The 26,164-nt window shown below is 49.2% G+C and carries 28 protein-coding genes; 16 read left to right on the plus strand and 12 right to left on the minus strand.

Annotated elements, in window-relative coordinates:
* Nucleotides 1–82 precede the first annotated feature (82 nt).
* Together H5336_RS11015 and H5336_RS11020 are read left to right on the plus strand one after the other, a co-directional pair.
* Nucleotides 83–982, plus strand: coding sequence for a lysophospholipid acyltransferase family protein (locus H5336_RS11015; RefSeq protein WP_185234144.1), 900 nt, complete (start codon nt 83–85; stop codon nt 980–982).
* Nucleotides 983–988: 6 nt separating this feature from the next.
* A complete protein-coding gene (locus H5336_RS11020) occupies nt 989–1,432 on the plus strand; it encodes a hypothetical protein (protein ID WP_185234146.1) in 444 nt (147 codons plus the stop codon).
* A gap of 12 nt (nt 1,433–1,444) precedes the next feature.
* Here the strand turns inward: H5336_RS11020 and H5336_RS11025 are convergent, their stop codons facing one another.
* Genes H5336_RS11025 through def form a run of 6 tightly spaced genes read right to left on the minus strand, consistent with a single transcriptional unit; the run spans nt 1,445 to nt 7,604 of the window.
* Entirely contained in the window at nt 1,445–1,774 is a 330-nt protein-coding gene (locus H5336_RS11025) for a hypothetical protein (RefSeq protein WP_185234148.1), read from the minus strand.
* 44 nt (nt 1,775–1,818) lie between these two features.
* Nucleotides 1,819–3,267 (minus strand): TrkH family potassium uptake protein, encoded by a 1,449-nt coding sequence (locus H5336_RS11030; RefSeq protein ID WP_185234149.1) that lies wholly within the window; start codon nt 3,265–3,267, stop codon nt 1,819–1,821.
* Nucleotides 3,268–3,287: 20 nt separating this feature from the next.
* Complete coding sequence (trkA, locus tag H5336_RS11035) at nt 3,288–4,745, minus strand: Trk system potassium transporter TrkA (RefSeq protein ID WP_185234150.1); 1,458 nt, start codon at nt 4,743–4,745, stop codon at nt 3,288–3,290.
* A gap of 18 nt (nt 4,746–4,763) precedes the next feature.
* Entirely contained in the window at nt 4,764–6,083 is a 1,320-nt protein-coding gene (gene rsmB / locus H5336_RS11040) for a 16S rRNA (cytosine(967)-C(5))-methyltransferase RsmB (protein WP_185234151.1), read from the minus strand.
* Between the two features lie 3 nt (nt 6,084–6,086).
* A complete protein-coding gene (fmt, locus tag H5336_RS11045) occupies nt 6,087–7,073 on the minus strand; it encodes a methionyl-tRNA formyltransferase (RefSeq protein ID WP_185235724.1) in 987 nt (328 codons plus the stop codon).
* A gap of 24 nt (nt 7,074–7,097) precedes the next feature.
* Nucleotides 7,098–7,604, minus strand: coding sequence for a peptide deformylase (def, locus tag H5336_RS11050; protein WP_185234152.1), 507 nt, complete (start codon nt 7,602–7,604; stop codon nt 7,098–7,100).
* A 288-nt stretch (nt 7,605–7,892) separates the two neighbouring features.
* Here def and H5336_RS11055 point away from each other — a divergent pair, with 288 nt between their 5' ends.
* From H5336_RS11055 to H5336_RS11110, 12 genes are all read left to right on the plus strand, one after another.
* Nucleotides 7,893–8,930, plus strand: a complete 1,038-nt coding sequence (locus H5336_RS11055) for a LysM peptidoglycan-binding domain-containing protein (RefSeq protein WP_185234153.1) — start codon at nt 7,893–7,895, stop codon at nt 8,928–8,930.
* A gap of 215 nt (nt 8,931–9,145) precedes the next feature.
* Complete coding sequence (gene dprA / locus H5336_RS11060; RefSeq protein ID WP_246439079.1) at nt 9,146–10,327, plus strand: DNA-processing protein DprA; 1,182 nt, start codon at nt 9,146–9,148, stop codon at nt 10,325–10,327.
* Between the two features lie 121 nt (nt 10,328–10,448).
* Entirely contained in the window at nt 10,449–10,955 is a 507-nt protein-coding gene (gene purE, locus H5336_RS11065; RefSeq protein ID WP_185234157.1) for a 5-(carboxyamino)imidazole ribonucleotide mutase, read from the plus strand.
* Nucleotides 10,956–10,967: 12 nt separating this feature from the next.
* On the plus strand, nt 10,968–11,531 hold the full coding sequence (tsaC, locus tag H5336_RS11070) for an L-threonylcarbamoyladenylate synthase type 1 TsaC (protein WP_185235725.1): 564 nt from the start codon (nt 10,968–10,970) through the stop codon (nt 11,529–11,531).
* Nucleotides 11,532–11,576: 45 nt separating this feature from the next.
* Nucleotides 11,577–12,491 (plus strand): oxygen-dependent coproporphyrinogen oxidase, encoded by a 915-nt coding sequence (hemF, locus tag H5336_RS11075; protein WP_185234159.1) that lies wholly within the window; start codon nt 11,577–11,579, stop codon nt 12,489–12,491.
* The gene (gene aroE, locus H5336_RS11080; protein ID WP_185234161.1) at nt 12,488–13,324 is read left to right on the plus strand and encodes a shikimate dehydrogenase; all 837 of its coding nucleotides are present in this window, start codon (nt 12,488–12,490) and stop codon (nt 13,322–13,324) included. The genes hemF and aroE overlap by 4 nt, the downstream gene beginning before the upstream one ends.
* Nucleotides 13,325–13,343: 19 nt before the next feature.
* Nucleotides 13,344–14,642, plus strand: coding sequence for a retropepsin-like aspartic protease family protein (locus H5336_RS11085; protein WP_185234164.1), 1,299 nt, complete (start codon nt 13,344–13,346; stop codon nt 14,640–14,642).
* A gap of 74 nt (nt 14,643–14,716) precedes the next feature.
* Complete coding sequence (locus tag H5336_RS11090) at nt 14,717–15,079, plus strand: DUF4405 domain-containing protein (RefSeq protein WP_185234166.1); 363 nt, start codon at nt 14,717–14,719, stop codon at nt 15,077–15,079.
* A 464-nt stretch (nt 15,080–15,543) separates the two neighbouring features.
* Nucleotides 15,544–16,842 (plus strand): serine hydrolase domain-containing protein, encoded by a 1,299-nt coding sequence (locus H5336_RS11095; protein ID WP_185234167.1) that lies wholly within the window; start codon nt 15,544–15,546, stop codon nt 16,840–16,842.
* A 677-nt stretch (nt 16,843–17,519) separates the two neighbouring features.
* Nucleotides 17,520–18,197, plus strand: coding sequence for an ATP-dependent Clp protease proteolytic subunit (locus H5336_RS11100; RefSeq protein ID WP_185234169.1), 678 nt, complete (start codon nt 17,520–17,522; stop codon nt 18,195–18,197).
* Nucleotides 18,198–18,458: 261 nt separating this feature from the next.
* Entirely contained in the window at nt 18,459–18,854 is a 396-nt protein-coding gene (locus H5336_RS11105; protein WP_185234170.1) for an MAPEG family protein, read from the plus strand.
* Between the two features lie 184 nt (nt 18,855–19,038).
* Complete coding sequence (locus tag H5336_RS11110) at nt 19,039–19,284, plus strand: hypothetical protein (RefSeq protein WP_185234171.1); 246 nt, start codon at nt 19,039–19,041, stop codon at nt 19,282–19,284.
* A 183-nt stretch (nt 19,285–19,467) separates the two neighbouring features.
* On the opposite strand, the gene H5336_RS11115 is transcribed toward H5336_RS11110, so the two are convergent.
* From H5336_RS11115 to H5336_RS11130, 4 genes are all read right to left on the minus strand, one after another.
* A complete protein-coding gene (locus tag H5336_RS11115) occupies nt 19,468–20,034 on the minus strand; it encodes a hypothetical protein (RefSeq protein WP_185234172.1) in 567 nt (188 codons plus the stop codon).
* Nucleotides 20,035–20,108: 74 nt separating this feature from the next.
* Nucleotides 20,109–20,900 (minus strand): iron chelate uptake ABC transporter family permease subunit, encoded by a 792-nt coding sequence (locus tag H5336_RS11120; protein WP_185235726.1) that lies wholly within the window; start codon nt 20,898–20,900, stop codon nt 20,109–20,111.
* Nucleotides 20,893–21,645 carry a zinc ABC transporter ATP-binding protein ZnuC gene (gene znuC / locus H5336_RS11125; RefSeq protein WP_185234173.1) on the minus strand — a complete coding sequence of 251 codons (753 nt, stop codon included), beginning with the start codon at nt 21,643–21,645 and terminating at the stop codon, nt 20,893–20,895. The genes H5336_RS11120 and znuC overlap by 8 nt, the downstream gene beginning before the upstream one ends.
* Nucleotides 21,642–22,136: a Fur family transcriptional regulator gene (locus H5336_RS11130; RefSeq protein WP_185234174.1), complete on the minus strand. Its 495-nt coding sequence runs from the start codon at nt 22,134–22,136 to the stop codon at nt 21,642–21,644. Before H5336_RS11130 ends, znuC begins: the two co-directional genes overlap by 4 nt.
* A 137-nt stretch (nt 22,137–22,273) precedes the next feature.
* Here H5336_RS11130 and H5336_RS11135 point away from each other — a divergent pair, with 137 nt between their 5' ends.
* Entirely contained in the window at nt 22,274–23,266 is a 993-nt protein-coding gene (locus H5336_RS11135; RefSeq protein ID WP_185234175.1) for a metal ABC transporter solute-binding protein, Zn/Mn family, read from the plus strand.
* 290 nt (nt 23,267–23,556) lie between these two features.
* Here H5336_RS11135 and H5336_RS11140 read toward each other — a convergent pair whose 3' ends face one another.
* Complete coding sequence (locus H5336_RS11140; RefSeq protein ID WP_185234176.1) at nt 23,557–23,862, minus strand: histidine kinase; 306 nt, start codon at nt 23,860–23,862, stop codon at nt 23,557–23,559.
* Nucleotides 23,863–24,375: 513 nt separating this feature from the next.
* Between H5336_RS11140 and H5336_RS11145 the strand changes: the two genes are divergently transcribed.
* Complete coding sequence (locus H5336_RS11145; protein ID WP_185234178.1) at nt 24,376–25,500, plus strand: OmpA family protein; 1,125 nt, start codon at nt 24,376–24,378, stop codon at nt 25,498–25,500.
* A 57-nt stretch (nt 25,501–25,557) separates the two neighbouring features.
* On the opposite strand, the gene H5336_RS11150 is transcribed toward H5336_RS11145, so the two are convergent.
* Nucleotides 25,558–26,154: a porin family protein gene (locus H5336_RS11150; RefSeq protein WP_185234180.1), complete on the minus strand. Its 597-nt coding sequence runs from the start codon at nt 26,152–26,154 to the stop codon at nt 25,558–25,560.
* Nucleotides 26,155–26,164 lie beyond the last annotated feature (10 nt).

Here is a 26,164-nt window from a genome sequence, read left to right on the forward strand (position 1 = left end):
TTGCCACGAGGTCGGCAATTCGCTGGGAATACGCGATAATGTCGACCTTTTAATTATCCGCAAACTCCATGCTCGGGGTTGTATGTCAGAGGGATCTCCGATTAAAGCTCACATTATTCTCACATTTATTGCCGTTCTAGGGCGCCTACCCTTGTCGATTGCTCGAGGGTTGGGTGGTGGTATTGGGCGATTAATTTGGCGGTTGAATACACGCGAAGTGAAAGTTACGCGTAAGAATTTGGCGCTGTGTTTTCCGGCTATGGACGAAGCCGAGCGCACACAACTTGCCCGCAATAGCGTTATTGAATCGGCCAAACTATCGCTTGAGATTCTGCTGGTGTGGCAGCGTAGGCGTGAATGGCTAATGGGCAAAATAGTGAACGTACAGGGCACTGAACTTTTCGTGGGCACCGATGATGAAAAGCGTGGCGTAATATTGCTGGCCCCTCATATTGGTAACTGGGAAGTTTTGGGATTATATGCCTCTACCCTGCGCGAAATGGCCAGCCTTTATCAGCCGCCTAAACAAGCATTTCTTGAACCGGTGATGACCGGTGGGCGAGAAAAATACGGGGCAAAGCTATTGCCCACCGATGTAAAAGGTGTGGCCGGTGTTTTGAAATATTTAAAACGCGGAAGCGCCACCGGCATTTTGCCCGATCAGGTGCCAGCCGATGCAGGTGGTCGCTACGCCAATTTCTATGGTACACCGGCCTACACTATGACGCTGATCTGTAGGCTAATAGCCAAAACCGGTTGCCGTGTTGTTGCCGGTGCGGCTTTGCGCATACCTGGCGGATTCAAAATAATTTTTCAGGAAGTGCCCGAGGACATTTTCAGTAGCGATGAAGAAACGGCGCTAACGGCTATGAACAAAGCGGTGGAGGATGTCGTTGCCCTCTGCCCGGAACAATACCAATGGGAATACAAACGGTTTAAAAAAACAGAGCCTGGCAAGGTGGGCGCTTATAAAAACCTGTAGTACCTAATGTCTATGACGACTTACGAAATAGTTGACACTTTTTGCGATGCGATTAATCCAATATTGTTGTTGGGCTGCCTTGTATTTTGTGCGGACGTGTTCCTTAAAAAAGAATTTAAAAAGGGCTTCGCTAATATTTTTCTGTTGTTACTTTTAATGGTTTTTGTGTACGGTCTGAAATTAATGGATGACCAAATTCAGCTTTGGCCACGCATAGGCGGGGACTACAGCACTCATACGGCGTTTGCGTTGGTGTGTTGCGCCTATTTATTTCAGGCATTTGGAAAGCTGCTAGTCTGGGCAGGTATTCTTACGGGGTATGTCGTACTAATGTGGTTTCAGCAGTACCACACGCTGTTCGATATGCTTACAACTGGCTTAGTGATGGGGGCGAGCTGTTATGCATTATTTCGCTTTGCCCCACTAAAACGCAGGGCAAGTCGCCAATAGCAGAGAGGGTTTCTAGCTTGAGCCGCAAACGATTGAGAGCCCGTTAAAAACTATTCCATTTGTGCCGCTACTAAACTGGCTGCCCCCGTAGGTCAAGGAGCCGTTGCTACAGGATATATCGCCTGCGGTGTTACCGTAAAGGTCAGCGTCGGCAGATGTTAGTGTGCAATTTTCTTGGTGAGCAAGGCTGATGGTATTCAACACTATAACGCAGTTGGGTGTTTCGGGTTCGTTGGTGGGCGTTATTTGAGTCGTGTTTTGACTGCCCCCGTCACTGCTACCTCCGCCACAAGCCGATAACATAGCAATAGAAAGTGATAACGTGATTGCCTTTTTATACATAAATTACCTTTAGAAATAGAAAAATGATTTTGTTGTTGGATTAATTAGCGCCGCCAAAACATCGGCGTAAATAACACCAGCAGGGTAAAGACTTCCAGTCGCCCCAGTAGCATGGCAAAGCACAGTATCCATTTTGCGGCAGAGTTTATATCGCCGTAGTGTGCGGTGACCGCACCTAAGCCGGGGCCCAGGTTATTCAGGCAGGCACCAACGGCAGTAAAAGAAGTTTCGAAATCTAGCCCGGTGCCCATTAATAATAAAAACATAACCATATAGGCTATTACGTAAACCGCAAAAAATCCCCATACAGCTTCTACTACGCGGTCGGGTACGGTCTTTTTACCAATTTTTATCGGGATTACCGCGTTAGGGTGAATAAGCCGGTGAATTTCCCGTACGCCTTGGCGAATAATCAGCAGTACGCGCACCATTTTTATACCGCCGCCGGTAGATCCTGCGCAGCCGCCCATAAAGGCAAAAAGGAAAATTAAATAGGGCAGAAAAGTGGGCCATACCGAAAAGTCGGCAACGCCAAACCCGGTGGTTGTAAGAATCGAAACCAGCTCGAAAATACCGTAGAGCAGGCTAGATTCAAGGTCGTAGGTGTTACTGGCTAATAAATAGCCCACGGTGATAACCGTGCCCAAGGCGATCATCGAGCCGTAAAAGCGAAATTCTGGGTCGTGCAGATAATGGCGAATGCCTTTGCTTTGCCAAGCAAAAAAATGCAGCGCGAAATTAACGCCCGACAGAATCATAAAGAACACACACACCATCATAATTGGCCCGCTGTCGTAATAGCCAATGCTTTGATCGTGGGTGGAGAAGCCGCCGATGGCGACGGTGGAAAATGCGTGGCTAATGGCGTCGAACGGCTCCATACCTGCCACCCAGTAGGCGCCTGCACAGGCCAGGGTGAGGCTTAAATAAATGAAAAATAGGGCTTTGGCTGTTTCGGTTATTCGCGGGGTGAGCTTACTGTCTTTTACTGGCCCCGGTGTTTCCGCTCGATAGAGCTGCATGCCGCCAATACCGAGCATGGGCAAAATAGCGACGGCGATAACAATAATACCGATGCCCCCGAGCCACTGCAGTTGCTGGCGATAGAACAGTATTGAGCGCGGTAGTTGATCTAGGCCGGTGAGCACGGTAGCGCCGGTGGTGGTAAGCCCGGAGAGTGATTCGAATACGGCATCGACAACAGTCATTTGTGTTGCGTCGGCGAGCATCAACGGCAGTGAGCCGAACAATGCCAGTACTGTCCAAAACAGTGAGGTAATGAGAAAACCGTCACGGGTGCTCAGGTCTTGGCGAATATTGTATACCGGCAGCCACGCAATAAGGCCGGTGGAAAAAGTGATACCAAAGGCAAGAATAAAACTGGAGTAGGCGCCGTCGCCATAGTGGAGCGAGACAAATACCGGTGGCATGAGGGTAAGGCTGAAGAGCATCAGCAGAATACCGAGTACCTTGGCGATAATGGCGTAATGCATGGGCTAAGGCTGGCTACTCATCAGAAAAAGGTGAACCCGACTTGGAATAAACGTTCGATATCGCGGGTGTAGCGCTTGTCGATTAGAAATACGATTACATGATCTTCCGACTCAATAATAACGTCATCGTGAGCGATGATTACCTCGCGCACGGCTGTCTGCGGTGAGCGAGAGGCAACACTGAGTGCGAGTTCGGCATTGTGCATGTTACTGGTATCCGGTGAATCATCGATTTCCCGCACTATGGCGCCGATGGTGGCACCTTCGGGTAAGTCGATATCTTCTATAGCGCGGCCAACCACGCGTGAGGTTTTTGAATCGCCGTGGGCGATAACCTCAATAGCTTCGGCGGCACCGCGTCGTAGGGAGTGAACATTAACAATATCTCCGCGTCGAACGTGGGTTAAAAGGGTGCCTATGGTCGCTAATTGTGGCGAAATAGCAATATCTATCTCGCCGCCTTGCACTAGGTCGGCATAGGCTGCGTTGCTGATCAGGGTAAGAACCTTGCGTGCACCCATGCGTTTGGCGAGCATGGACGACATGATATTGGCTTCGTCGGAATTGGTAACCGCGAGAAAAACATCAATATCTTCGATATTCTCTTCCTGCAGTAATTCTTGGTCTGAAGAGTTACCCAGCAAGACGATGGAGTTCGACAGTGCTTCGGTTAATTCGAGGGCTCGCTGCTTATTGTTTTCGATCACTTTAACCGAATAGTTATTTTCCAATTGCTCAGCCAAGCGCTGACCAATATTGCCACCTCCGGCAATAATGATACGTTTGTAGGGGCGGTCTAAGCGCCGCAGTTCACTCATTACCGCACGAATATCCGCACGCGCTGCAATAAAGAAAACTTCGTCATCGGCTTCGATCACCGTCGAACCGGTAGGCGTTATGGGGCGATTCCGCCGGTAAATGGCCGCAACCCGCGTGTCTACGTTGGGCATATGCTTACGCAAAAAGCGCAGCTCCTGGCCTACTAGCGGGCCACCGTAAAAGGCTTTTACCGCTACAAGTTGTACGGCACCGTCGGCAAAATCCAATACCTGCAGGGCGCCGGGTTGTTCGATCAAGCGGTAGAGGTAATCGGAAACGATTTTCTCGGGGCTGATAATCACATCGACCGGAATGGCGTCGGGGTGGAACAGGCCTTCGTGACTGGCATATTCCTGTGAGCGAATACGGGCAATTTTAGTGGGAGTGCGGAACAGACTGTGGGCAATTTGGCAGGCGACCATATTGGTTTCGTCTACGCCGGTAACCGCAATCAGCATGTCGGCATCTTCGATTCCTGCGCGTAACAATACCTCGGGGTGAGAGGCGTGACCGGTCACTACACCGATATCGATACGGTCGCGCAGCTCACGCAAATAGGACTCGTTGCGGTCGATAACGGTTATATCGTTGGCTTCGTTGGACAGGTTAGCGGCAAGTGTTCCACCAACACGTCCGGCACCGAGAATAATGATTTTCATAATGGTCCATTATAGAAGCTATGCACACGCTTCCTTATATAAGCGAGCGTAGTAGAAGCCGTCGTGACCGTTTAATTGAGGAAACAATTGTCGGCCAATCGGTCGAGCCACCCCCCAGGGTGCTTCTATGGCTAGATGCTCAGCATTGGCTGTTTGCTGGAGAAAGGCCTGCACTATGCGCTCGTTTTCTTCCGGTAATACCGAGCAGGTGGCATACACCAGCAGCCCGCCGGGGGCCAGTACTTGCCAGAGTTGCGCTAATAGCTGCAGCTGCAGCGCGCCAAGCTTAGCAAGATCATCTGGTCGGCGCAGTAGTTTTATATCCGGGTGTCGCCGAATCACGCCGGTTGCCGAGCAGGGTGCATCCAGTAGAATGCGGTCAAAGACTTGTCCGTCCCACCAGTTGTTCAGATCGTTAGCATCAGACACCTTAAGGGTGACGTTTTGCCCCAATTGTAGGCGTAGCAGGTTTTGTTCTACGCGCTCCATTCGTGCACTTTCCTGCTCTATACACACAAGTTCGCGAATTTTGGCTTCTTTTTCAAGAATATGACAGCTTTTACCTCCGGGGGCAGCACAGGCATCCAGCACCCGTTGCCCCGGTTTTAAATCTAACAGCTCAGCGGACAACTGCGCGGCTTCATCTTGTACTGAAAACCAGCCGTCGTCGAAACCCGGTAAAGTGCGTACATCGACCTGGGTTTGTAAGCGAACGCCATTCGGAGCTGTTTCAAGCAGATCAAAACTTATGCCTGCATTTTCGAGAAGTTTTGCGTAATTTTCTCGAGTACATTGTTGCTGGTTGACGCGTAAACATACCGGTGGTTGCTGATTATTAGCGTGCAGCGTTTGAATGTAGGTGTCGGGCCAGGCCTTTTTGAGTTTGCCAATAAACCAAGCCGGGTGGCTGTATTGGTAGGCATCTGAATTCTGCAGCTGTGCTTCGATTTCGTCGCGATTGCGTAAAAAATTACGTAGAAGCCCGTTTACCAGCTTACCTGCCCAGAGCTTTCTCAGGGGTTTACAGGCGCTAACGGTTTCGGAAATGGCGGCGTGGTCGGGGGTGCGCAGATGAATCAGTTGGTACAGGCCAAGCAAGACGAGGGCTTGGATATCGGCGTCTTTATTGCGTAGGGGTTTGTCGAGCAGCCGCTCGGTAATGGCAGAAAGCTGGTGGTACTGGCGCAGCGTACCAAAACAGAGGGTTTGAAAAAGCCCCTTATCGCGCTCGCTCACTTTTTCTATTGCGGCATCAAATAGCGGCGTTAATGACTGGCCCTTGGCGATAACCGGTGCCAAGGTGCGTGCCGCCAGAACGCGAATGTTATCGGCAGACACCGGCTACTCTCCCTTTCCGGGCGCAGTTTTGGGCACAGTACCAAGAGCATTACCAAGAACAGTGCCCGGCGGGCACAGCTGGCTGTGGCCGTTGGCAAATTCGGCTAGGCTCATGGCTTTTTTCCCCGGTAATTGCAGGCGTTCTACCACTAGCACATTCTCACCGCAGGCAACATGGAAGTGCTGGCGGTCTGCTACTAATACGGTACCGGGTGCGGCGTCGGTACTGATCTGGCTTAGCTGGGCGGTGTGAATTTTAAGGCGTTCGCCGTTGAGCATTGTGTAGCATACAGGGAAAGGGTTGAAGGCATTCACCTTGCGTTGAATGAGTGTGGCCGGTTCCTGCCACTGAATTTCACCCTCGGCCTTTTCGATTTTGTGGGCATAGGTGGCTAGCGCATTATCCTGCTTTTGCGGTTGAAGGGTTTGGCTGGCTACTTGCTCCAGTGTTGTTAGCAGCGCCGGTGGGCCTAGTTCGGCGAGTTTATCGTGCAGGCTGGCGGCATTCTCGTTAGCGCTAATCTCGCACTCACTTACCAGCAGCATGTCACCGGTATCCAAACCGGCGTCCATTTGCATTATGGTCACGCCGGAACGTTGGTCTCCGGTTTCAATGGCCCTCTGAATGGGGGCTGCGCCGCGCCAACGCGGCAGTACAGAGCCGTGGACATTAAGACAGCCATATTGAGGGGCGTCGAGAACGGCTTTAGGTAAAATCAAACCATAGGCGACTACAATCATTATATCGGCGTTGAAGGCGGCCAATGCCTGTTGGGCCTCTTCGGATTTCAACGATTGTGGTTGTAATACGGGTAAGCCTGCCGCAACAGCAAGCTCTTTTACCGGGCTGGCCGCGAGCTTTTTCCCTCGCCCCTTTGGGCGATCGGGCTGAGTGTATACGGCGAGCAATTCATGTTCGCTGTCGAGTAATGCCCGCAAATGACGGGCGGCAAACTCGGGCGTACCGGCAAAAAGAATTTTCAAGCGGATGTCCTGGGGGTAGAGGGCGGTATATTAGGCGCGCGCGCGCTGCTGTTTTTCGAGTTTTTTACGAATGCGCTGACGCTTAATGTTCGACACATAGTCAACAAATAGCTTGCCCTGCAGGTGGTCTATTTCGTGTTGAATACACACCGCAAGTAAGCCTTCGGGTTCGCAGGTAAAGGTTTTACCGTTGCGATCGAGCGCGGTAACACGGACATGCTGTGGACGTGTAACCTCTTCGTAAAAGCCGGGTACAGACAAGCAGCCTTCTTCGTAATCGAACTTAGTTTCGTCGAGCACCTCGACCTTTGGGTTGATAAAGACTAAAGGCTCGTCACTGTTCTCGCTGGTATCGATAACAATAATCTGCTCGTGGACGTTAATTTGGGTGGCAGCAAGGCCAATGCCCGGAGCCTCATACATCGTTTCGAGCATATCGTCGATTAACGTACGAACGCGGTCATCGACATTTTCGACAGGTTTGGCGACAGTGCGCAGTCGCGGATCGGGAAATTCTAATATGTGTAACAATGCCATTGCGTGACAAACTTCTAGTAACTAGCTAACTTTCGCTGCTAACATTATGATCAAACAGGAGTTATACTGTTTTTTTAACGTCAGTCGCAAGGCCTAACACACACACTTTGCGACTGTGCGGGGTTCATTGGCTATTATAACGGTAAGCCCATGTTTTTGCTGCCACAAACGGGAAACATCCTTTTGTGGGCGAACATTGACCACTTTGGCACTATTCGAGCCCTTAAATGCGGTTACCGCATAAGCTGGCGAATGCCTTTAAGTGTCAAATTGAACAGGATTCTTGAAATGAAAAAGCACTTTTCAGGCTTGCTCGCTGCTCTTGCTCTGGTTACAGCGCAAATCCCTGCGATAACCCATGCCGAAGAGCCGGAACTTCACGAAACAGTACCGGCCACCCACACCGTGGTGAAGGGTGATACCCTCTGGGATATCGCCGGTAGTTTTCTCAAGAACCCGTGGATGTGGCCTGAAATTTGGCACGTAAATGCCCAAATCTCCAACCCCCACCTTATATATCCGGGCGATCTTATCCGCCTTATTTATATGGATGGCAAGCCTCGCCTTACGCTAGATACCTCTGGCCGCGTCTTCAAACTTTCGCCAAAAGCTCGTGTTCTTTCACAGGAAGAAGCGATTGAAACCATACCGCTAGATGCCATTAACGCCTTTCTTTCGCGCAGCCGAATGGTTACCGACGATCAGCTGGAAGGCGCCCCCTATGTGCTGGCGGGTATGGATGAACACTTAATTGTGGGTGCGGGCGACCGACTCTACGCACGCGGTACTTTCGAAGAGGGTTCTCGTGTTTACGGCGTTTATCGCCGAGGTGAATCCTTTGTTGACCCTGATACTGGCGAAAAACTGGGTGTTCTCGCTGAAGATATGGGCACCGCAGAATTGATGACTAGTGAGCGCGATATCAGTACCCTGAAAGTGGTGCGTTCAACCGAAGAAATTCGTGCTGGCGACCGAATGCTACGCCATGAAGAGCGTGCAATTGAGTCCACTTTTTACCCATCGGCGCCGGAAAGCGAAGTGAAAGGCGTTATTCTTGCCGTTGAAAAAGGCCTTCATCAGGTCGGTAATTTGGACGTGGTTGTGATTAATCGTGGCGAGCGTGAAGGCATAGCACCTGGCACCGTCATGGCTATTTATAAGCGCGGCGGTAAAATTCGTGACCGCGTAACCGGCGAGAGCGTTCTCTTGCCCGACGAGCGTGCGGGTGTGCTTATGGTATTCCGTGTGTTTGATAAAGTAAGCCTCGGGCTGGTATTGGAAGCCTACCGCGGTATTTCCGTTTCGGATTACGTGCAAAACCCATAGGCACAGCCTGACGGCAGGTTATATTCCATTAGCCTGAAGAGTATAGGTTTTATTCCAAAGCAAGGGGTGACACACCACTGCGCCCTTGCTAGCCTTCCAGTGGGCTTGTGGTCAAACCGTGTGCTGTTTAATTCCCACACTTTGGCAGGTACAATTGGTGTTTATTACAATTTCGTAACAGATCTCAGCCTAATTCAGGGATGGAATTGCGTGCTATGTTAAGTGCTGTCGAACAGAAACTCCTTTTTCAACAACTGCCCGGCGTTGGCGCTGCTAGCTATTGGAAGCTTATGGAGCGGTCGCCCAGTTTGTCTTCTGTGCTCGAATCCCCCCCCGATACCTTTGCCGATATATTTTCTGAAGAAGCCCGTCAGCTACTGCGTGAATTTCAGCACGCCGGTGAAGATTGTGCGCTGGTGCGTAAAATACGCGCCGACCTCGCGTGGGCTGAGCAGCACGAAGTGCAGGTGATCGACACCGATGATGAGCACTACCCGGAATTGTTGCGCGAAATAAAGCGCCCACCACCGCTGCTCTATGTGGCGGGTGATGTAACGCAGTTGTCTTTTCCTCAGGTTGCCGTTGTGGGTAGCCGCAACCCTTCGCCCTCCGGTCGTGGTTCAGCATTCGAGTTCAGTAAATCCCTGGCATCTGCCGGGTTTACCATTACCAGTGGCTTGGCTCTTGGTATTGATGCCGCTGCTCATCAGGGAGCATTAGCCTGTCAGGGCAAGACCATAGCTGTGTTGGGTACCGGTATCGACCAAGTTTACCCCCAACGCAACAAGCAGATCGCCGACCAGATTGTGGCCAACGGCGGCGCCTTAGTCAGTGAATTCCCTTTAGGTACCTCCGCGCAACCGGCAAACTTTCCGCAGCGCAATCGTATTATCAGTGGTTTAAGCTATGGCACCTTAGTGGTAGAGGCTGCCGTTCGTAGCGGTTCGTTAATTACCGCGCGCTATGCTTTACAGCAGAACCGTGAACTCTTTGCTATTCCTGGCTCCATTCACAACCCCTTGGCTCGTGGTTGCCACAGCTTGATAAAAGACGGCGCCAAACTGGTGGAGAGTGCCGAAGATATAGTGGCCGAGCTCAACGGCTTCCTGCAGCTAAAGTGGGAGCAGCTAAATCTCGACAAAGTGCCAGATACGCGAGGTATCGTCGGCGAAATGGTGGCAACTGAGCACGAAGATATCGTCCTCCAGCAGTTGGGCTATGAACCCACAGCCATCGATGCGCTCACCGAGCGCACAAACCTTCCGGTTGGTGATGTTATGGCGTGCCTGCTTACGCTGGAGTTAAAAGGCATGGTGGCGAACATCGGCACTGGGTATATGCGCATTCGCCACGATGCACGCACTACCGCAACGGGCTTGTCCTTTAATTCCAATTAGAGTACCTTTGCCGCCCTTATTTTTTGATCAATCAGTGGTCGCTGATTTCCCCCTGTTAAGCCAAAAACACTGTGCTGTCGTAAGATAGCCCGTCGATTGCTATTTTTTGGAGAAGCCTACTATGAGTAAACCTTTTGTCGCTATTTTGATGGGATCCGATTCTGACCTGCCCATTATGGAAGGTTCTTTTGATGTACTAACCAAGCTCGGTATTGAATTCGAAGCGAAAGTGACTTCGGCTCACCGCACGCCTCAGGCTACACACGACTTTGTTGTAGATGCCGACAAGCGCGGTTGCGCAGCCTTTATCTGTGCCGCTGGCATGGCTGCCCACTTGGCGGGCGCCGTATCGGCTACCACGCTTAAGCCGGTGATTGGCGTACCCATTAACGGTTCTTTGGATGGTTTGGATGCGCTGCTGTCTACGGTACAAATGCCCGGTGGTATTCCCGTTGCGACAGTCGCTATTGGTAAAGCCGGTGCGAAAAACGCCGCGTATCTTGCTGCACAAATTATCGGTGTTGGCGATGCAGACATGCACCAAAAACTGATAGCTGAGCGTGCAGAAAACGCTAAAGCCGTGCAGGCCAAAGATGCAGCACTGCAGGAAAAACTGAAGAATCGATAGTTGACCACGGTTTTGAACTATCGATATCACCCCGGCATTGCACGCTGTGTGAGTAAGCTTAATGGCGGTGGTGTTATTGCTTATCCAACCGAGGCTGTTTGGGGCCTCGGTTGCGACCCCTTCAACCGATATGGCGTAGAACGCATTTTCGAGCTTAAAGGTCGAAGTGCGAACAAGGGCCTAATAATGGTTGCCGCCTCCATTGAGCAAATTGATTGGTTGTTGGAAGGTCTCCCGCAAAGCCAAATAGAGCAACTGACAGCCAGCTGGCCGGGGCACGTTACATGGCTCATTCCGCATCGTAATCTACTACCCGGAAACCTAACCGGCAGCCATGCTAGTATTGCTGTCCGCGTTAGTGCGCACCCTGTGGTAAAGGCGCTTTGTGAAGCGTTCGGTGGACCAATTGTCTCCACGTCTGCCAATCCGCAAGGTAAGCTGCCCGCGCGCAATAGCACCATGGCGCGGCGATATTTTGGCCGTAGCGGCGTTGAATTTGGGCCAGGCCAAGTAGGGGCAAATCGAGCACCGTCACAAATTCGCGATTTAGTGACAGGCGCGATATTACGCGACTAAACTATAAGAAGAACAAGAAGAAAAATAAGGAACAGGGAACTCTCCATGGCCGCGCCGGATAAAGCCGCAGTAAAAGCCTACCTACAGGATCTACAAAATCGCCTATGTGCAGACCTTGCTGCAGTAGATGGTGGTGACAAAAGCTTTGTCGAAGACCAATGGCAACGAGCCGAAGGTGGTGGCGGTCGCTCTCGGGTTTTTACCGATGGGGCGGTCATAGAAAAAGGTGGTGTTAACTTTTCACATGTTATGGGTTCACAGCTACCGGTATCGGCAACCGCACACAGGCCCGAACTCGCCGGGCGACGTTTTGAAGCCATGGGTGTTTCGTTAGTGATTCATCCGCGCAACCCCTATGTACCTACCAGCCATGCCAACGTAAGATTCTTTATCGCTGAAAAAGAAGGCGCAGAGCCAGTGTGGTGGTTTGGTGGCGGCTACGACCTTACCCCCTATTACGGTAATACTCAGGATTGTACCCACTGGCACCAAACGGCAAAATCAGCCTGCGAAGCTTTTGGTGATGATGTTTACCCGCAGTACAAAAAGTGGTGCGACGACTATTTTTATATAAAGCACCGGGAAGAACCGCGTGGTATTGGCGGATTGTTTTTCGACGACCTCAACGCTTGGGGTTTTGATAAAAGTTTCGCTTTTATGCGTGCCGTGGGCGACAGCTACGCAGCGGCCTACCTACCCATTATTGAGCGCAGAAAAAACACACCTTGGGGGGAGCGCGAACGCGATTTCCAGTTATACCGCCGAGGTCGCTACGTAGAATTTAATCTGGTGTACGATCGCGGCACCCTGTTTGGTTTGCAAACCGGTGGCCGAACAGAATCCATACTGATGTCTTTACCACCGTTGGTACGCTGGGACTACAACTGGCACCCCGAAGAGGGCAGCGCAGAAGCCGACCTTTATCAAAACTTTCTAAAACCAAAGGAGTGGCTGGATTGAACAGCACAAAAACTACCGCCGATCGCTACTGTGTTTTTGGCAACCCCATCGATCAGTCTAAATCGCCACAAATTCATCAGGCCTTTGCCGAGCAAACCCAGCAGGCCCTGGAATACACCCGGCAATTAGTAGAGCTAGATGCATTCGTGGAAGCCGCTACAAAATTTTTTGAAGAGGGCGGTGTTGGCGCCAACGTAACGGTTCCATTCAAGCAGGATGCCTGCGAATTCGCCAACCTGTTAACCGATCGCGCGCGTATTGCCGGTGCCGTTAATACCTTGGCTCGTATGGAGGATGGTCAGGTTATTGGCGACAACACCGATGGCGTAGGTATGGTGCACGACATTACTCAGCGCTTGGGCTGGGCAATAGAAGGCAAGCGGGTATTAATACTCGGTGCGGGTGGAGCAGTGCGGGGTGTGTTGTTGCCCTTGCTACAGGAAAAGCCTGCCAAGGTTGTGATTGCCAACCGAACCAAAACCAAAGCTGAAGAATTGGCTCGAATATTTGGTAGCCATGGCGTACTAGAAGGTTACAGTTATAACAACCTGCCAGCGGAACCATTCGACCTCATTATCAACGGCACTTCGGCCGGTTTTACCGGTGAGGTACCCCCCGTACACTTCGGCTGCTTTACCGAAGATACCCTTGTGTACGATATGATGTATAGCGACGAGCCAACAGAATTTCTGCGCTTTGCCACCGATATGGGGGTATCCAAATACAGTGATGGTATTGGTATGCTGGTTGGACAGGCCGCCGAGTCGTTTCGATTGTGGCGCGGCGTAGAGCCACAAATCGGCCCTGTTATAGACATGCTAAGCCAAAAATAACCGGAACGCAGGACAACCTATGTTCGACAAAGCCCGCTTTTATATTGCAATAACTGTGGCTTTTTCACTCGGTTGGTTTAGCCATGGGCTGGTGTCCAAAAGCCCATCGGAGCCAACCGCAAATCACCCGTCACCACCCGCACTCAGCGATTCCGCACGTATACACCCAAAACTGACCAACGCACCTACGCCCCCGCCCGCCGAAGAACGAATGGCCAATGTTCCGGCTATTCCACAGTACAAAACGGATAGCCAAAAACAGCTAGGCGCAGAGGGTCAGAGCAAAACCAAAGCCGAAGAATTACTAAACAAGTTCACGGCATTGCTGCACCAACATAAATTTGATGCCGCAATGAACCTGTATTTAGAGCAAGGCACAGAGCTGGCCGTTAAAGAACAGCAAAGCTGGCGTGCGGTAGTGATAGATTTCTTATCGCGGCGTCTCGACAATGGTGAAACCGAACTCTTCTCTGAACTAGCGGGTATGTGGTTGCAATTCAATTACAGCGATATTGATGTCTTACTGTTGGTTGCGCGATACAGTCGCGTGCTGGGTTATCACGGTGAGGCACTGCAAACCTACATACAGGCCTACGCTCACGCGCATTCGTCTTTCGCCCAGAATAAAGTCCACAGCGATTTACAGGACTTTATTTTCGCCCGCGAAAAAGACTGGATGAACCGCAATAAATGGCACGAACTGACAGGTTTTTTTGCCCAGCTAGATGAACTAGACCTCGCTACCCACACACAACAATTTCGCTACGCCGAATTGCTATTAATGCAACAAAATGAACAGGTTGGCTATTTGGTATTAGACGAGTTGGCGCAAATAAATGCCGGCTGGCGCCAGCGCGTAGAGGAGCTTAAAGCCCAATATGAAAAAGACGGTGAATACGCACTAAGTGCCAGTAACTCGCCAGCGTTTCAATCCTCTATCACCATGAAACCGGCGAAAGGCCACTATCTCATTGATATTGGTATTAACCGTGAAAATCAGGCCACGTTGCTGTTAGATACCGGTGCCACCATCACCATGATTACCGTCGATACTTTTTCGCGCATGGTGTCCTCAACCGGCTGGCAAGACCACGGCTGGGCCATGTTCAATACCGCCAATGGCTTGGTACGGGGCCGAATCGTACAGGTCGATCAACTCCAGTTTGGTGGTTATAGCCTCGAAAATGTACGTCTTGCGGTACAGACAGCCGACCTAGGTGAGGGGGTGCACGGGTTGCTAGGGATGAATGTACTGAGCAAATTTCACTTTCAAATCGACCAAGATAACCACAAGTTACGGCTAACCCCCCGAGAATAACTCACGCTTATTCGGTTCAGAAACGAGGAGGCGTAAACTGGCTTTACTCCCACCTTCACCCCTAGAGGTGAACCATGAAAAAAGTCAAAATCAACTTCATCACCGATATCATTGCGTTTGCGTGCTTCGTATTCCTGCTGTCTACCGGTGTAATAATGAAATACCAACTACCACCGCGAACCGGCGGCTGGCTGAATATCTGGGGCCTTAATCGCCACGATTGGGGCGATATTCACTTCTGGTTAGCTTTGGTGTTTCTTAGCGTTATTGCTTTTCATGTGGTGTTGCACTGGAAGTGGATCGTGTCTTTAGTGGCTGGCAAAACCGCGTCTTACGCGCTGGGCATAGAAAGCCGTAGACGTATGCTAGTGGGGCTGGCGGCACTGCTCGCATTACTGGCGATAGCACTGGCACCTATTGTTTCTTTCTGTATTTAGCACGCCATTTGGGCTTTACTATTTCGTTTTAATGTTAGCGTCTGCGTGCGCGTAACGTGTTTATAGGTGGTTCGTTCGCGATATATTACAAATAGAATTCTTCACCCCGTTGATGTATTTTCTCCGGTACAGGGGTATTCGTTAGAGCATAAAGATACATGGCAAACGCTAAAGAGGTGTGTACTAGTGCCAGCAATTACTGGTTAAGCAACTACCGCTGAAGCATCACTACTTGCCTCCGCTACAACAACTTCGGGAATGCCGCTGAGTGTGCAGAGACTGAACTTCCCCCGGTTTAACGGACACCAGAACCTAACTAAGGTAAAGGTGTCCAATGGCAAAATACAACAATTCCCGCCGCACATGGCAATACTCTCAAGAGCTTAAAGCAACGGCTGTCGAGATGAGTTTACTTGATGGTGTACGTAATAGAGATGTTGCTGAAAAACTTTAGCTGGAAACACATGAAAATAATCACTTTACTACTTACCGCCGCAACACTAATGGTTTCATCATCGTTATGCCAGGCACAGAAATCCACCCCTGTTCAGAAAGTTTTTGATGGTTGGTCGGCTAAGGAAACTCTGGATTACATCCGCACCTTCAGCGTTTCCGACCTAACCACCGGTAAGCCTGCTGCACTTTGGTATCATTCCCATGCCTCGCAGACGAACAAGACCGCGATACTCCTGCGCCGTCAGCCAATCATGAAATTACCAACGGCGCGGTTACCAGAGATAGGAAAAATCAGTGTTGAGACGGATCTTGGCCGCATGACCTTAAACGACTACTTGAATCACCCGAAAAGTTTTGCCCAAGGCTTCATCGTGGTTCACAAAGGTCGGGTCGCCTATGAATCCTATCCGGGGATGCATGAACTCGATGCACACTTTTGGGCCTCTACAACGAAGGTGCTGGCCTCTATGGTCGTTGGGCTGTTGATAGATGATGGTTTGATCGATGAGTCCAGAACGCTTGGCTATTATATTCCCGAATTCAAAGGTTCAGCCTGGGAACACATCAAGGTTGTCGATGCCATGGATATGGCAGCAGGTCTGGATGCTCGGGATTCTGCCGAGCAATTTGCAGATCCATCCTCAGTGACGTCACGCATGTTCAGAGCGGAACTTGGAGAAGAGACGAATGGCAAAATTGAATACATGCTCGAGGTAATGGTGGACGCTAAGTCCGTCGAAAAGCCTGGTCAGAGCTACATCTACTCTTCTGCGACCACACAATCGCTGGTTTTTTTGGTGGAAGCCGTCTCGGGTAAAAGTTGGTCGGATTTCTTCGAAGACCGCGTTTGGTCTAAGATGGGTGTAGAAGGCCCCTTGCAAATGCACCTCTCGCCAGACGGGATCGCAATCGTTCATGGGCCGGCCTCGTCCAACCTGCGAGACCTCGCACGTGTGGGAATCCTTTATACGCCAAGCTGGAGAAAGGTATCTACCGAACGGATCGTGTCACCCGCGATGCTTGACAGAATTCAGAACACTCCGCGTACACGTGATTTTTATCTGGGAGGAAATGCTGGTTCGGGACAGCGTTTTATGGCTCGGCTTGGTGAGGAAGCGGTCAGAACGGCGGCACGCCAATGGGACGCCATCTTTGAGGACGGAGATTTCTTCAAATCCGGTTTGAACACTCAAGGTCTCTATGTATCGCCTGATCGTGACCTTGTAATAGCTTTTTTCTCGACTGAACCAACCCATCGGATTCAGAAATATCTTCGTCCAATTGTGACATCTGGGTTATTCGACTAGGTGTGGATTTCAAACCGCGACAATCCAAGGTTTGGCAATCAACGGTGAGATTAATTAAAAAGCAGACTGAAAAAATCAAATACTACGACCTTTTGATTCCTTGGTTACTAAAAAAATAGATAAGGACCTACAAAAGTATCCACACGACAAAAACTGCGTCGCTTAACTTGTGTATGGATAAAAAAAGGAGGATAAAAAAAGGACATCCACTTAATTGACGTTCAGTATTTGCACAGAGGGCGAGCGGCGACAAAACCCCCGAACCATAATGTTTAAAGGCTGTACAGAGCAGAGCGTCTTTACGGGTAAATCGTGTTAGGGGGACGTTTTTCGTGTTATAACACGGGAACTTTCTGCCTAATACTATTGTTATAACTTCGAGGCAGTGTCACTTACTATGGAAGTGAATCAAGGATGAGTGATCCAAGAAAGAAATATTCGGACTCACAAAATGTAGCCTTACTCTCACAGGTAAGTAGAGTGTGCCCTCTTCGTGATTGTCCATCAGGTAATAGGCATGACAAAGCCATTGATGGCGTTCGCATGTGTTTTTCAGCAAACTGAGAAAGACTGTTCGGTCTTCGTCGGAATTGTAGATATCTCCCTAGGCATTGCCCCGTGCGGTAACGTGGTAAAGCGCCCCATTAGTTTCTAGTTTACAAGGAAATGGCTCTATTATGATCCGAACAGGAAAGTATCTTGTACTGACAGCGCTATGTACGGTCATCGTGATTTCTATATATATAACTATATCAAAAGGAGAGAAAACGAAATATTCGGATGATCCCAAGTACTTTAATGCGACACTATTTGATCACGATCCATTAATGGAAAAGAGATTGATTTTGGTAAATGGACGTATTACCGAATCAGTCGCTAGTCGAGTAATCAAGCAACTGTTAGTACTTGAATATCTTCATCCCGGTGAGCCAATTTCACTTTTGATAAATACGCCAGGTGGACAAAGGAGTCAATGGCAATCTATCGTGCAAACCATGGACTTCTTAGCATCACCAGTAAATGTGATTGGTATAGGAAGCGTAAGCTCCTCGGGAGTCTACATATTAGCTAATGCAACCGGAAAAAGAATTGTTCATGAAAGCGCTGTAGTTGGTATTCATATGCTGTTTAAAAAGGATAGCGGAAATTTTTCAGCTGGCAGAGTACAGGATGAAAATATTAGAAACTATTGGTCCGATCTAAAATTACCTGAAAGCTTCTTTCCTCTTGAGGGGGAAAAATTTAACGAAACATTTTATCTAAATGCAGATCAGGCATTGGAGTATGGTTTAGTGGACAAAATTTATCGTAGGGGAAGTGAGCCTATGCCTGTACTCAATAATTTTACACAATAATATGGTAAGTTCACGATCGTAAATGTCAAATAAAAGGACATTCAATTACTTGGCATTAGCGGCTACTAAGGAAAAATACAAAATGCGTATTATGTAGGTAAGGTTAGATCAAGTTAGATAAAAAATGAGGCGACATCAGCAGTCTTTGAGTACTTGTCTGGCAAAATCAACAAGGCGCTGCTGTAGGACAAATTTTTCGCTGCCCTCCAAATTTGCGGCAGAGCGCGGCGTTAGGCTTTTTCATATCATTTAGGAGTTTTAATGCAATACGTAGAATTAATAGTAATTACAGCGGTAGTCCAATTTTTATTTTTTGGTGTTATGACCGGAAAGGCTAGAGTGAAGTATGGAGTTAAAGCTCCTGCTACAACAGGTGAAGAAGGATTTGAGCGTATGTATCGTGTTCAAATGAATACATTGGAGATGTTAGTAATTTTTATTCCAGTTATCTTCATTGCCTCAAACTATTGGCCTTCTTTATTAACTTCAGGTTTAGGGCTTGTATACATAGTTGGCCGTTTTATATATTGGCGTGCATATGTTACTGAGCCAAAAAGTCGTGGTATTGGTTTTATGCTTTCACTGATCCCATCAATGCTTCTAATGGTATTGTCTATTGTTGGTATAATTATATCTTTGGTTGAAGGCAAAGCCTAACAAATAAGGACATGTCCCGCGAAGCCGCGATCTATCCTATTGTTGAACGAGCCCGTGTTGCAGGCTCTCTCTATAATAAGGGAATAAAGGGACATCCAACTACTTGCTGTTGTAATGTGACGGCTCCTCCCATACCAATACCTATCACGCCTTACCCTTTACCCGTGAAGATTATTTTGAGTTGGTGGATACCACCGGCCGTATTCTGCGAGACGATAAACGCGGTGCTATCGCCGGTGAACTGCCGGCCATAGTGTCGCGGTTGGGTATTAATCCAAGTAAATGTGTCGACCATGCCCAGAATTTTGGTCGCCGCTATGGTTCCAGTGCCGGTTCGGTGGCGCGCATGGCCGATTATGCCCAGGTTTTTGAGCGTAATTGTGGAAAGGGTGTGGCCTTTTCGCAGGCGCTGTATTTGAATACGGGTTAAAAATTTAGGCAAAAAATAATTATTGAATTCGGGATCCCTACTAAAAGAAATCACGGCGGCAGGCTTTACATTTGACATTCCCCCTGTTGAGCGTGAAGTCATAACGCCAAGTGAACAGGATTAGGGGCGTTGGCCATTTTTTTAGGAAAAAATGACGATTGACCTAAGTCGTGGGCAACTTTTTTATGTGCTGAACTTTGATAGATAGATGGGCTTAAAAGCCACAAACAATAAACCGAATACAGCCCCGGAATATAGACCTATATGCCAACCCCAAACAACCAAAAACCTTAAATTCTCTTTACCCGCCGGTAGAATAGTGATTCCAAGTATGGACGAAATGTATCCTACTGAGGAACCTATTACGAGTGAAATAAAAGCAAATATTGCGGTACATTTTAACCAATGACATAAGATAGTTGAATTCCAGTTTTTATTCAGAAATAAAAATAAGCAGCCGAATATTAGGCCCGCATACATCCCAGATTTTAAGCCAACTAAGGATGCCTGAAGTCGCAAAGAATCGTATCCAACACCTTTCCCAATGGCATAATACGCCGGGGATATCGTGACAGTGATTTGATCATGGATTGCGCCGAAAATCGAAAACAGAATTCCCATTGAAAACACAAATAAATATTCCTTCCATTTTTTCGATTTATATCCCTTAAGATAAAAGTCAATTATTGCAACTATCGATAGCACTGCAATTAATAGCGCCACTCTTAACCAAAAGGATTCAATAAACAAAGGTAACCCCTTTCATATTTGGCTCATCACTATTAGAAGGCTATTAGATAGTTGAGAAGGTGCTAACCCCGTTTTTATTTTTTTACTAAGCTACCCATAAAAAACAGCGCCGCCACTAACACCACCGAAGGCCCGGCCGGTAGATCCAAGAGCACGGACGTTAATATGCCACCGATTACCGAAAGCACGCCAACCAGAGCGGCAATTATGGCCATGGCTTCTGGTGAACGGGTTAAGCGCCTTGCCGCCGCTGCCGGTATGATTAACAGCGCAGTAATTAAAAGCACGCCAACGAGTTTCATCGACAGCGCGACAACGGTAGCCATTAACACCATGAGCAACAACCGAAGTTTTTCTACACTGTAACCTTCTACCCGCGCTAAATCTTCGTCGATAGCGGCCATCACCAAGGGTCGCCAAAAATAACCGAGTGTTGCTAAGCAGGCGGTACCGACCAAATAAATGACAGCGATATCCTGTATGCCCACGGTGAGTAAGTCGCCAAATAAATAGCCAAATAAGTTAATGCGGCTGGCGGACAGCAGGCTCACACAAATCAAACCCAGTGCCAGTGCGCTGTGTGAAAGTATACCGAGTAGGGTGTCTGAGGCGAGGCCAGCACGGCCTTGCAGTTGCCACAGGGCGAGGCTAATGAGTACGCCGGCGAATATCATTGAAACGGTTAGGTTCCAGTCGGCTATTACCCCGAGGGCAACACCTAGCAGCGCCGAGTGCGCCAGGGTATCGCCAAAGTAGGCCATGCGTCGCCACACCACAAAGGCACCTAAGGGGCCAGCGATGAGGGCAATACCGATACCCGCCAGCAGGGGTAGGCTTATAAGTGAAAGCAGGTCGAAATCAATCATGGTTGTGGTCACAGGTATGCACCACGTCGCCGTGTAAGTTGTGCTGGTGGTCGTGGTGGTGGGTATAAACCGCTAGGTCGTCGGCTACACCGCCGCCAAATAAGCGCAAATACTCGGGGTGTTGACTAACGCTTTCGGGTTTACCGTGGCAGCATACATGCTGGTTAAGGCACACAACCGAATCGGTTTGTGCCATTACTAGGTGCAAATCGTGAGAGACCATCACAATGGCGCAACCCAATTCGTCTCGTAGGTTGGCTATTAGGCGATACAGTTTTACCTGGCCGCTAACGTCTACACCCTGCAAGGGTTCATCCAATACCAGTAATTGTGGCTTTCGCAAAATAGCGCGGGCCAGCAGTACGCGTTGTAATTCTCCGCCACTCAGGCTGTGAATTTGGCTGCTTTGCAGGTGGCCAATATCCAGCCGTTCCAGTGCGTGTGTGCGATTTTCTCGCGAGCGGTCGGCAAAGCTTAAAAACCGACTCACCTTTACCGGCATACTGCTATGGGTTTGCAGTTTTTGCGGCACATAGCCAATGGTGAGTTTTGGCGCCTTTATAACCTGGCCGCTATCGGCTTGCAGTAGCCCGGTCATAATTTTAACCAGCGTGCTTTTACCGGCGCCGTTGGGGCCAATAAGGGTAGAAATTTCACTCTGGGCCAGAGAGAAGTCTATTTCTTGGAGCACGGGTCGGCCGTTATAAGCTTTGCAGATACCTTGCAGTTGTAATAATGGTTTCACGCTTTAGTTCCCTTACATTCACTGCAGAAGCCGGTAATTTCTAGCACTTTGGATTTCACTTCAAAGCGCTGTTGTGATGCGCTGAGGTTAATGGCCTGCTGAATCGAGCGGCTGGGTACTTCCTCGGTAAAGCCACAGGTAAGGCAAATAAATAGAGCGTCGCTGTGCTCCCTTTTGGGGTTTGTGCAACCGATGAAAGCATTTAGCGAGTGAACCTTATGAATGATGCCTTGCTCCATAAGGAAATCCAGCGCGCGGTAAACGGTGGGTGGGGCAACCCGTTTACGGTCAGAGGCTTCCTCCAGCATTTCCATCAGCGCGTAGGCTCCCAAGGGTTTGTGGGACTGCCAAATCAACTCTAAAACCTGTTTGCGCAGGGCGGTTAGCCGCACACCACTGCGTGTGCACAGGGCATCGGCCTGTTTTAGCGCTTTGGCTATGCAGGCCGTGTGATCGTGACGGCCTTCTCGAAGTGAGTCGGGGTTGTTCATGTATTAAACCCGTTAGAATATAGCAATAGCGGTTATGTTATCATATAACAATTGCTGTGAGGCTTAGTTATGACGGGTGTTGTGTGAGCTTTGTGAATTGGGCGGGCTTAATGCGTTATAGGTGCTGGAGGGGTTACATGAGCTACATGAGTTGTCTATCAGTGAAGCGTCTGCGTGGCAGCGTGATGGTTTGTTTTATATTTTTTGCTTGTTTTGGTTTTGTTGCACCTGCAATTGCGGAAAACGGTAAGCCGGCATCCGTTAACATATTAGTGAGTGTACGTCCGGTGGCGCTGTTGGTTGAGGATCTGCTAGAAAGAGCCGGTCTCGCCGATAAAATCGCGGTGGATGTATTGCTGCCCGCCGGTGCTTCTCCCCATCATTTATCTTTGAAGGTCAGCGATATTCGCCGTGTACAGCAGGCAGACCTGTTGGTGTGGGTGGGCGAGCCTTTGGAAAATTACTTAACGCCTGTTATTGCTCAGCACCGAGCGACCAGACCAACAATTGAATTGATAACGCTGAACAAGCTACACCGCACCGAAGCGGATCATGGGCATGGCCACAATCATAACGAAGGCAGCGGTGGTGACCCACATATTTGGCTAGACCCCGATAATGCCGCCATTATTGCGCGTGCGGTGGCCGTGCAAATAAAAACATTAATAGCCCGTGATGTTTCCGTTTATTCCGATATTGCCAACGTCGACCAAGAGAGTGCCGCTCTAGACAGTGCTGTCGTCGATTATGTGCAGTCTTTGGCGGTGGCGAGAGAGGCTGTGCGCGTTCGGTTGGCACAGGTAGCGAATGAAAAAAACGCGGTTGCGGTTTACCACGATAGCCTTGGCCACTATGTACATCAGTTCGATATTCGTCAGCAGGCGGCGCTTACAGAGGTGCCAGACGAGCAAGTGGGAATGCGCTCACTCATTCAGTACCAAAAACAGGGCAAGCCGTCGTGCTTACTGGCCGACCGCGGCGAACTAGTAGCTGCTGAGGGGTACGCAAAAAAGCTGGGGTGGAGACTGGTAACGTTCGATTTGCTGGCTCAAGATACCGAAGTGAATACTTACTTACAGTATATCGATAGCATTACCGATGCGTTTGAAACCTGCTTGGGCTTTGAGTAGGCGAAAAAAAACCCTGCATCAAATTTTGGGAGGGATGAAGCAGGGTGAATATAGCAATATTGGCTATTACAAGAGATCTACGTGAGAAAAAAACCGCTGTTACAAAAAATGTAACAAAACTGTGTGCATAACTCAGGTTGCACGGGGCTCGAACAGCTGGCCCCGACAACAACAACCTGATGTTACTGCAACGGAGCGAATCTTCCTGAGTTCAATCCGTTAATACCACGGCACCGATACGGCTGGTGCTGTGGGTGGACACCGGGCTGCGCCCGGCGTCTCTCCCCGTACTACTTGCTCAGGGAGCTTGCAACTTTCTCTTCAATTAACGCGTTCATTTTTGCGTTAATCTCGGCGTTGATAGTGTTCAAGTGTTGATTTAACAGTTCCATTTGACGAGAACTAGCACTCTCAACCGGGACAACGCGAAAATTATCGAATTGTGTGTCCCAGCGATCGCTGGTGCCTATCTCCGCTAGAGCAACGTCATAAGCAGACGCTACACTGGATGATTCAGGATCAAGGGCACCAACCTCACCAGCAACGACACTATTTGAAAGCAGCGCAACGAAAACAAATTTTGCGAAATAGTTCATCGTAAGGTTCTCCTTTTAAGAGGGATGGTTGATACCGAATGCCGATAGGGGTTACTGCCGACTTCCGTACAAGGCTTGTTGTTACCTTGTGATTCGAATTGTAACCATGGGTAACACTTTATGCAAATCTTAATTTAGATCAAATGCAGTTGGCGCAATTATGAGAATGGTTCCTATTGGCGCCACACATACTACATATAGTGTTTTTTGTTAGTTAAAGCCCCTTATATTGATACTTATAACGATTACGTAGTGTAAATGGAGCTAACTGACTGCTTTTGTTAAAACAAAAAGATATTAGTAATGTGCGCAGGTTCCGCTTAGAACATAAAAAACTGACGCATGATTCATTAGGTAACACATCTAAATTCATGTATGTGCTAATGTTCCCACCCCTCAAAAAGTTCAAAACAGCGGTTACAGGCGCTCGCTTGTTACCCCTATAGAGGTACCTAAATAGGCACCTAAAATCTCGTTGCCGCCTTGCGCGCATTTATCTACAAGGAGTTAATCATGAATAAAAATTCAATCCGTCTAGCTACGGCCATTGCCGCTATTCTCGCTGCGCCTATTGTCACCGCCACTGAAACGGGCGTGGAGCTGGGCGCGGGCGTTACCTATGTGATGTTTGACGATGATTTTAATGTTGCCGACGACATAGGCTATCGCGGCTTGCTCGGTTACCGTGTCAATGAACGCTTCGGTATGGAGTTAGTGCTAGACGGTATATCAACGGAAACCGACCCTTTGGGGTTGTCGTTTGATATGCGCCAGCTCTATGTGAGCGGGCTCTATCACTTTAATGTGGAAGCTAATGTGCAGCCTTACGTGTCTTTGGGTTGGGGTCAGAATTCAATGGAGTTAGCGGATTCTAGTTTTGATAACGATACAACGGCAACCAATCTTGGTGCGGGCATTAAGTGGTATCTAAAGGACAACCTCATACTGCGTCCGGCGATTAACTATTTTATGAACACCGAATACGATGAAGATTTCACCACTGTCGGGCTAACGCTTTCCTGGGTTGTGGGTGGTGGTTCAAGTGCGGCACCGAAGGCAAAAGCGCCAGTGGCACCTGCCGATAGTGATAACGATGGTGTTACCGACAGCAGCGATACTTGCCCAGCAACGCCCGCGGGCGTTGGGGTGAGTGCTAATGGTTGTCCACTGGATACCGACAATGACGGCGTATCTGACTACCTCGATAAATGCCCCAATACCGCGGCAAAGTTGAAGGTAGACAGCAACGGCTGCCCGGTGAAACTCAGTGAAACAGTGTCAATAGACCTGAACGTAAACTTTGATTCCAACAGCGATGTTGTTAAGCCGGCCTACTATGGGGAGATTGGTCGGGTGGCTGAGTTCCTGCAGCAGTACGTGGGTACTAGTGTTGTTATTGAAGGCCATACAGATACCAGCGGGTCGGCGAGTTACAACAAAAACCTCTCTCAGCGCAGAGCGGATGCTGTTGCCGCTGTTTTGGTACAGCAGATGGGTGTGAGCCAGGCCCGCGTGAGCGCGATGGGTTACGGTGAAGAGCAGCCTATTGCAGACGAATCAACGGCAACAGGTCGCAAAGCGAACCGCAGAGTTGTGGCAAAGGTTTCAGCTAAAGTAGAAAGTATGGAAGAGAAGTAAGCTAGCTAGCTTTACTTTGAAAAGCCGGGGGAGCCGTTGCTCCCCCGTGCTAGCGCATTAGAATCGATAATCTATGCCAGCCGTTACGGCGTTAATGCTGGTTTTGTCGGCATTCGCCAAAGACTTGAGTTCGATATTGAAATTCAGGTGCTCATCAATAAACCAGCCTGCGCCAAAACCGAGTGAAACGCCCGACGTGGAAAGCTCCTCAGTGCCTGTTTTTTCATCATCAATGTTGTACATATCCGTTTTGGTGGTAACACTGCTGTAGCCAATAAGGCCGTAAAAACGCGCGGTTTCGTTGAGAATTTCGGGTCGATAATAGATCGACTGATAGCTATCCATGCTGTAGGTATTACTGCCCGTTGCCACGGGTACGTCGGCATCCGACATCAGCTCGGTTTCGCCATCGGTTAAGCCAAAACCAAGACGTACATCCACGCCTAGCCAAGGGTTGTACTTGTAGCCGCCCATCAATTCTATAGCGCTAAGGCTTAGTTTTTCTTCAGTGGCATTGTTGGGTAACAGATCATTGGCCTGTAAATAGTTCAGGTTACCCCCGGCGAAAAATCCACGGTTGTTATCGGCAAGCGTGTTAGCGCTGACTAGGGCCAGAGCCAGAAAAAACACAGAACGTAATTGCGGATGGTGCATTGAGGTCTCC

The sequence above is a fragment of the Teredinibacter franksiae genome (assembly GCF_014218805.1).
GTDB classification, from domain to species: Bacteria; Pseudomonadota; Gammaproteobacteria; order Pseudomonadales; family Cellvibrionaceae; genus Teredinibacter; species Teredinibacter franksiae.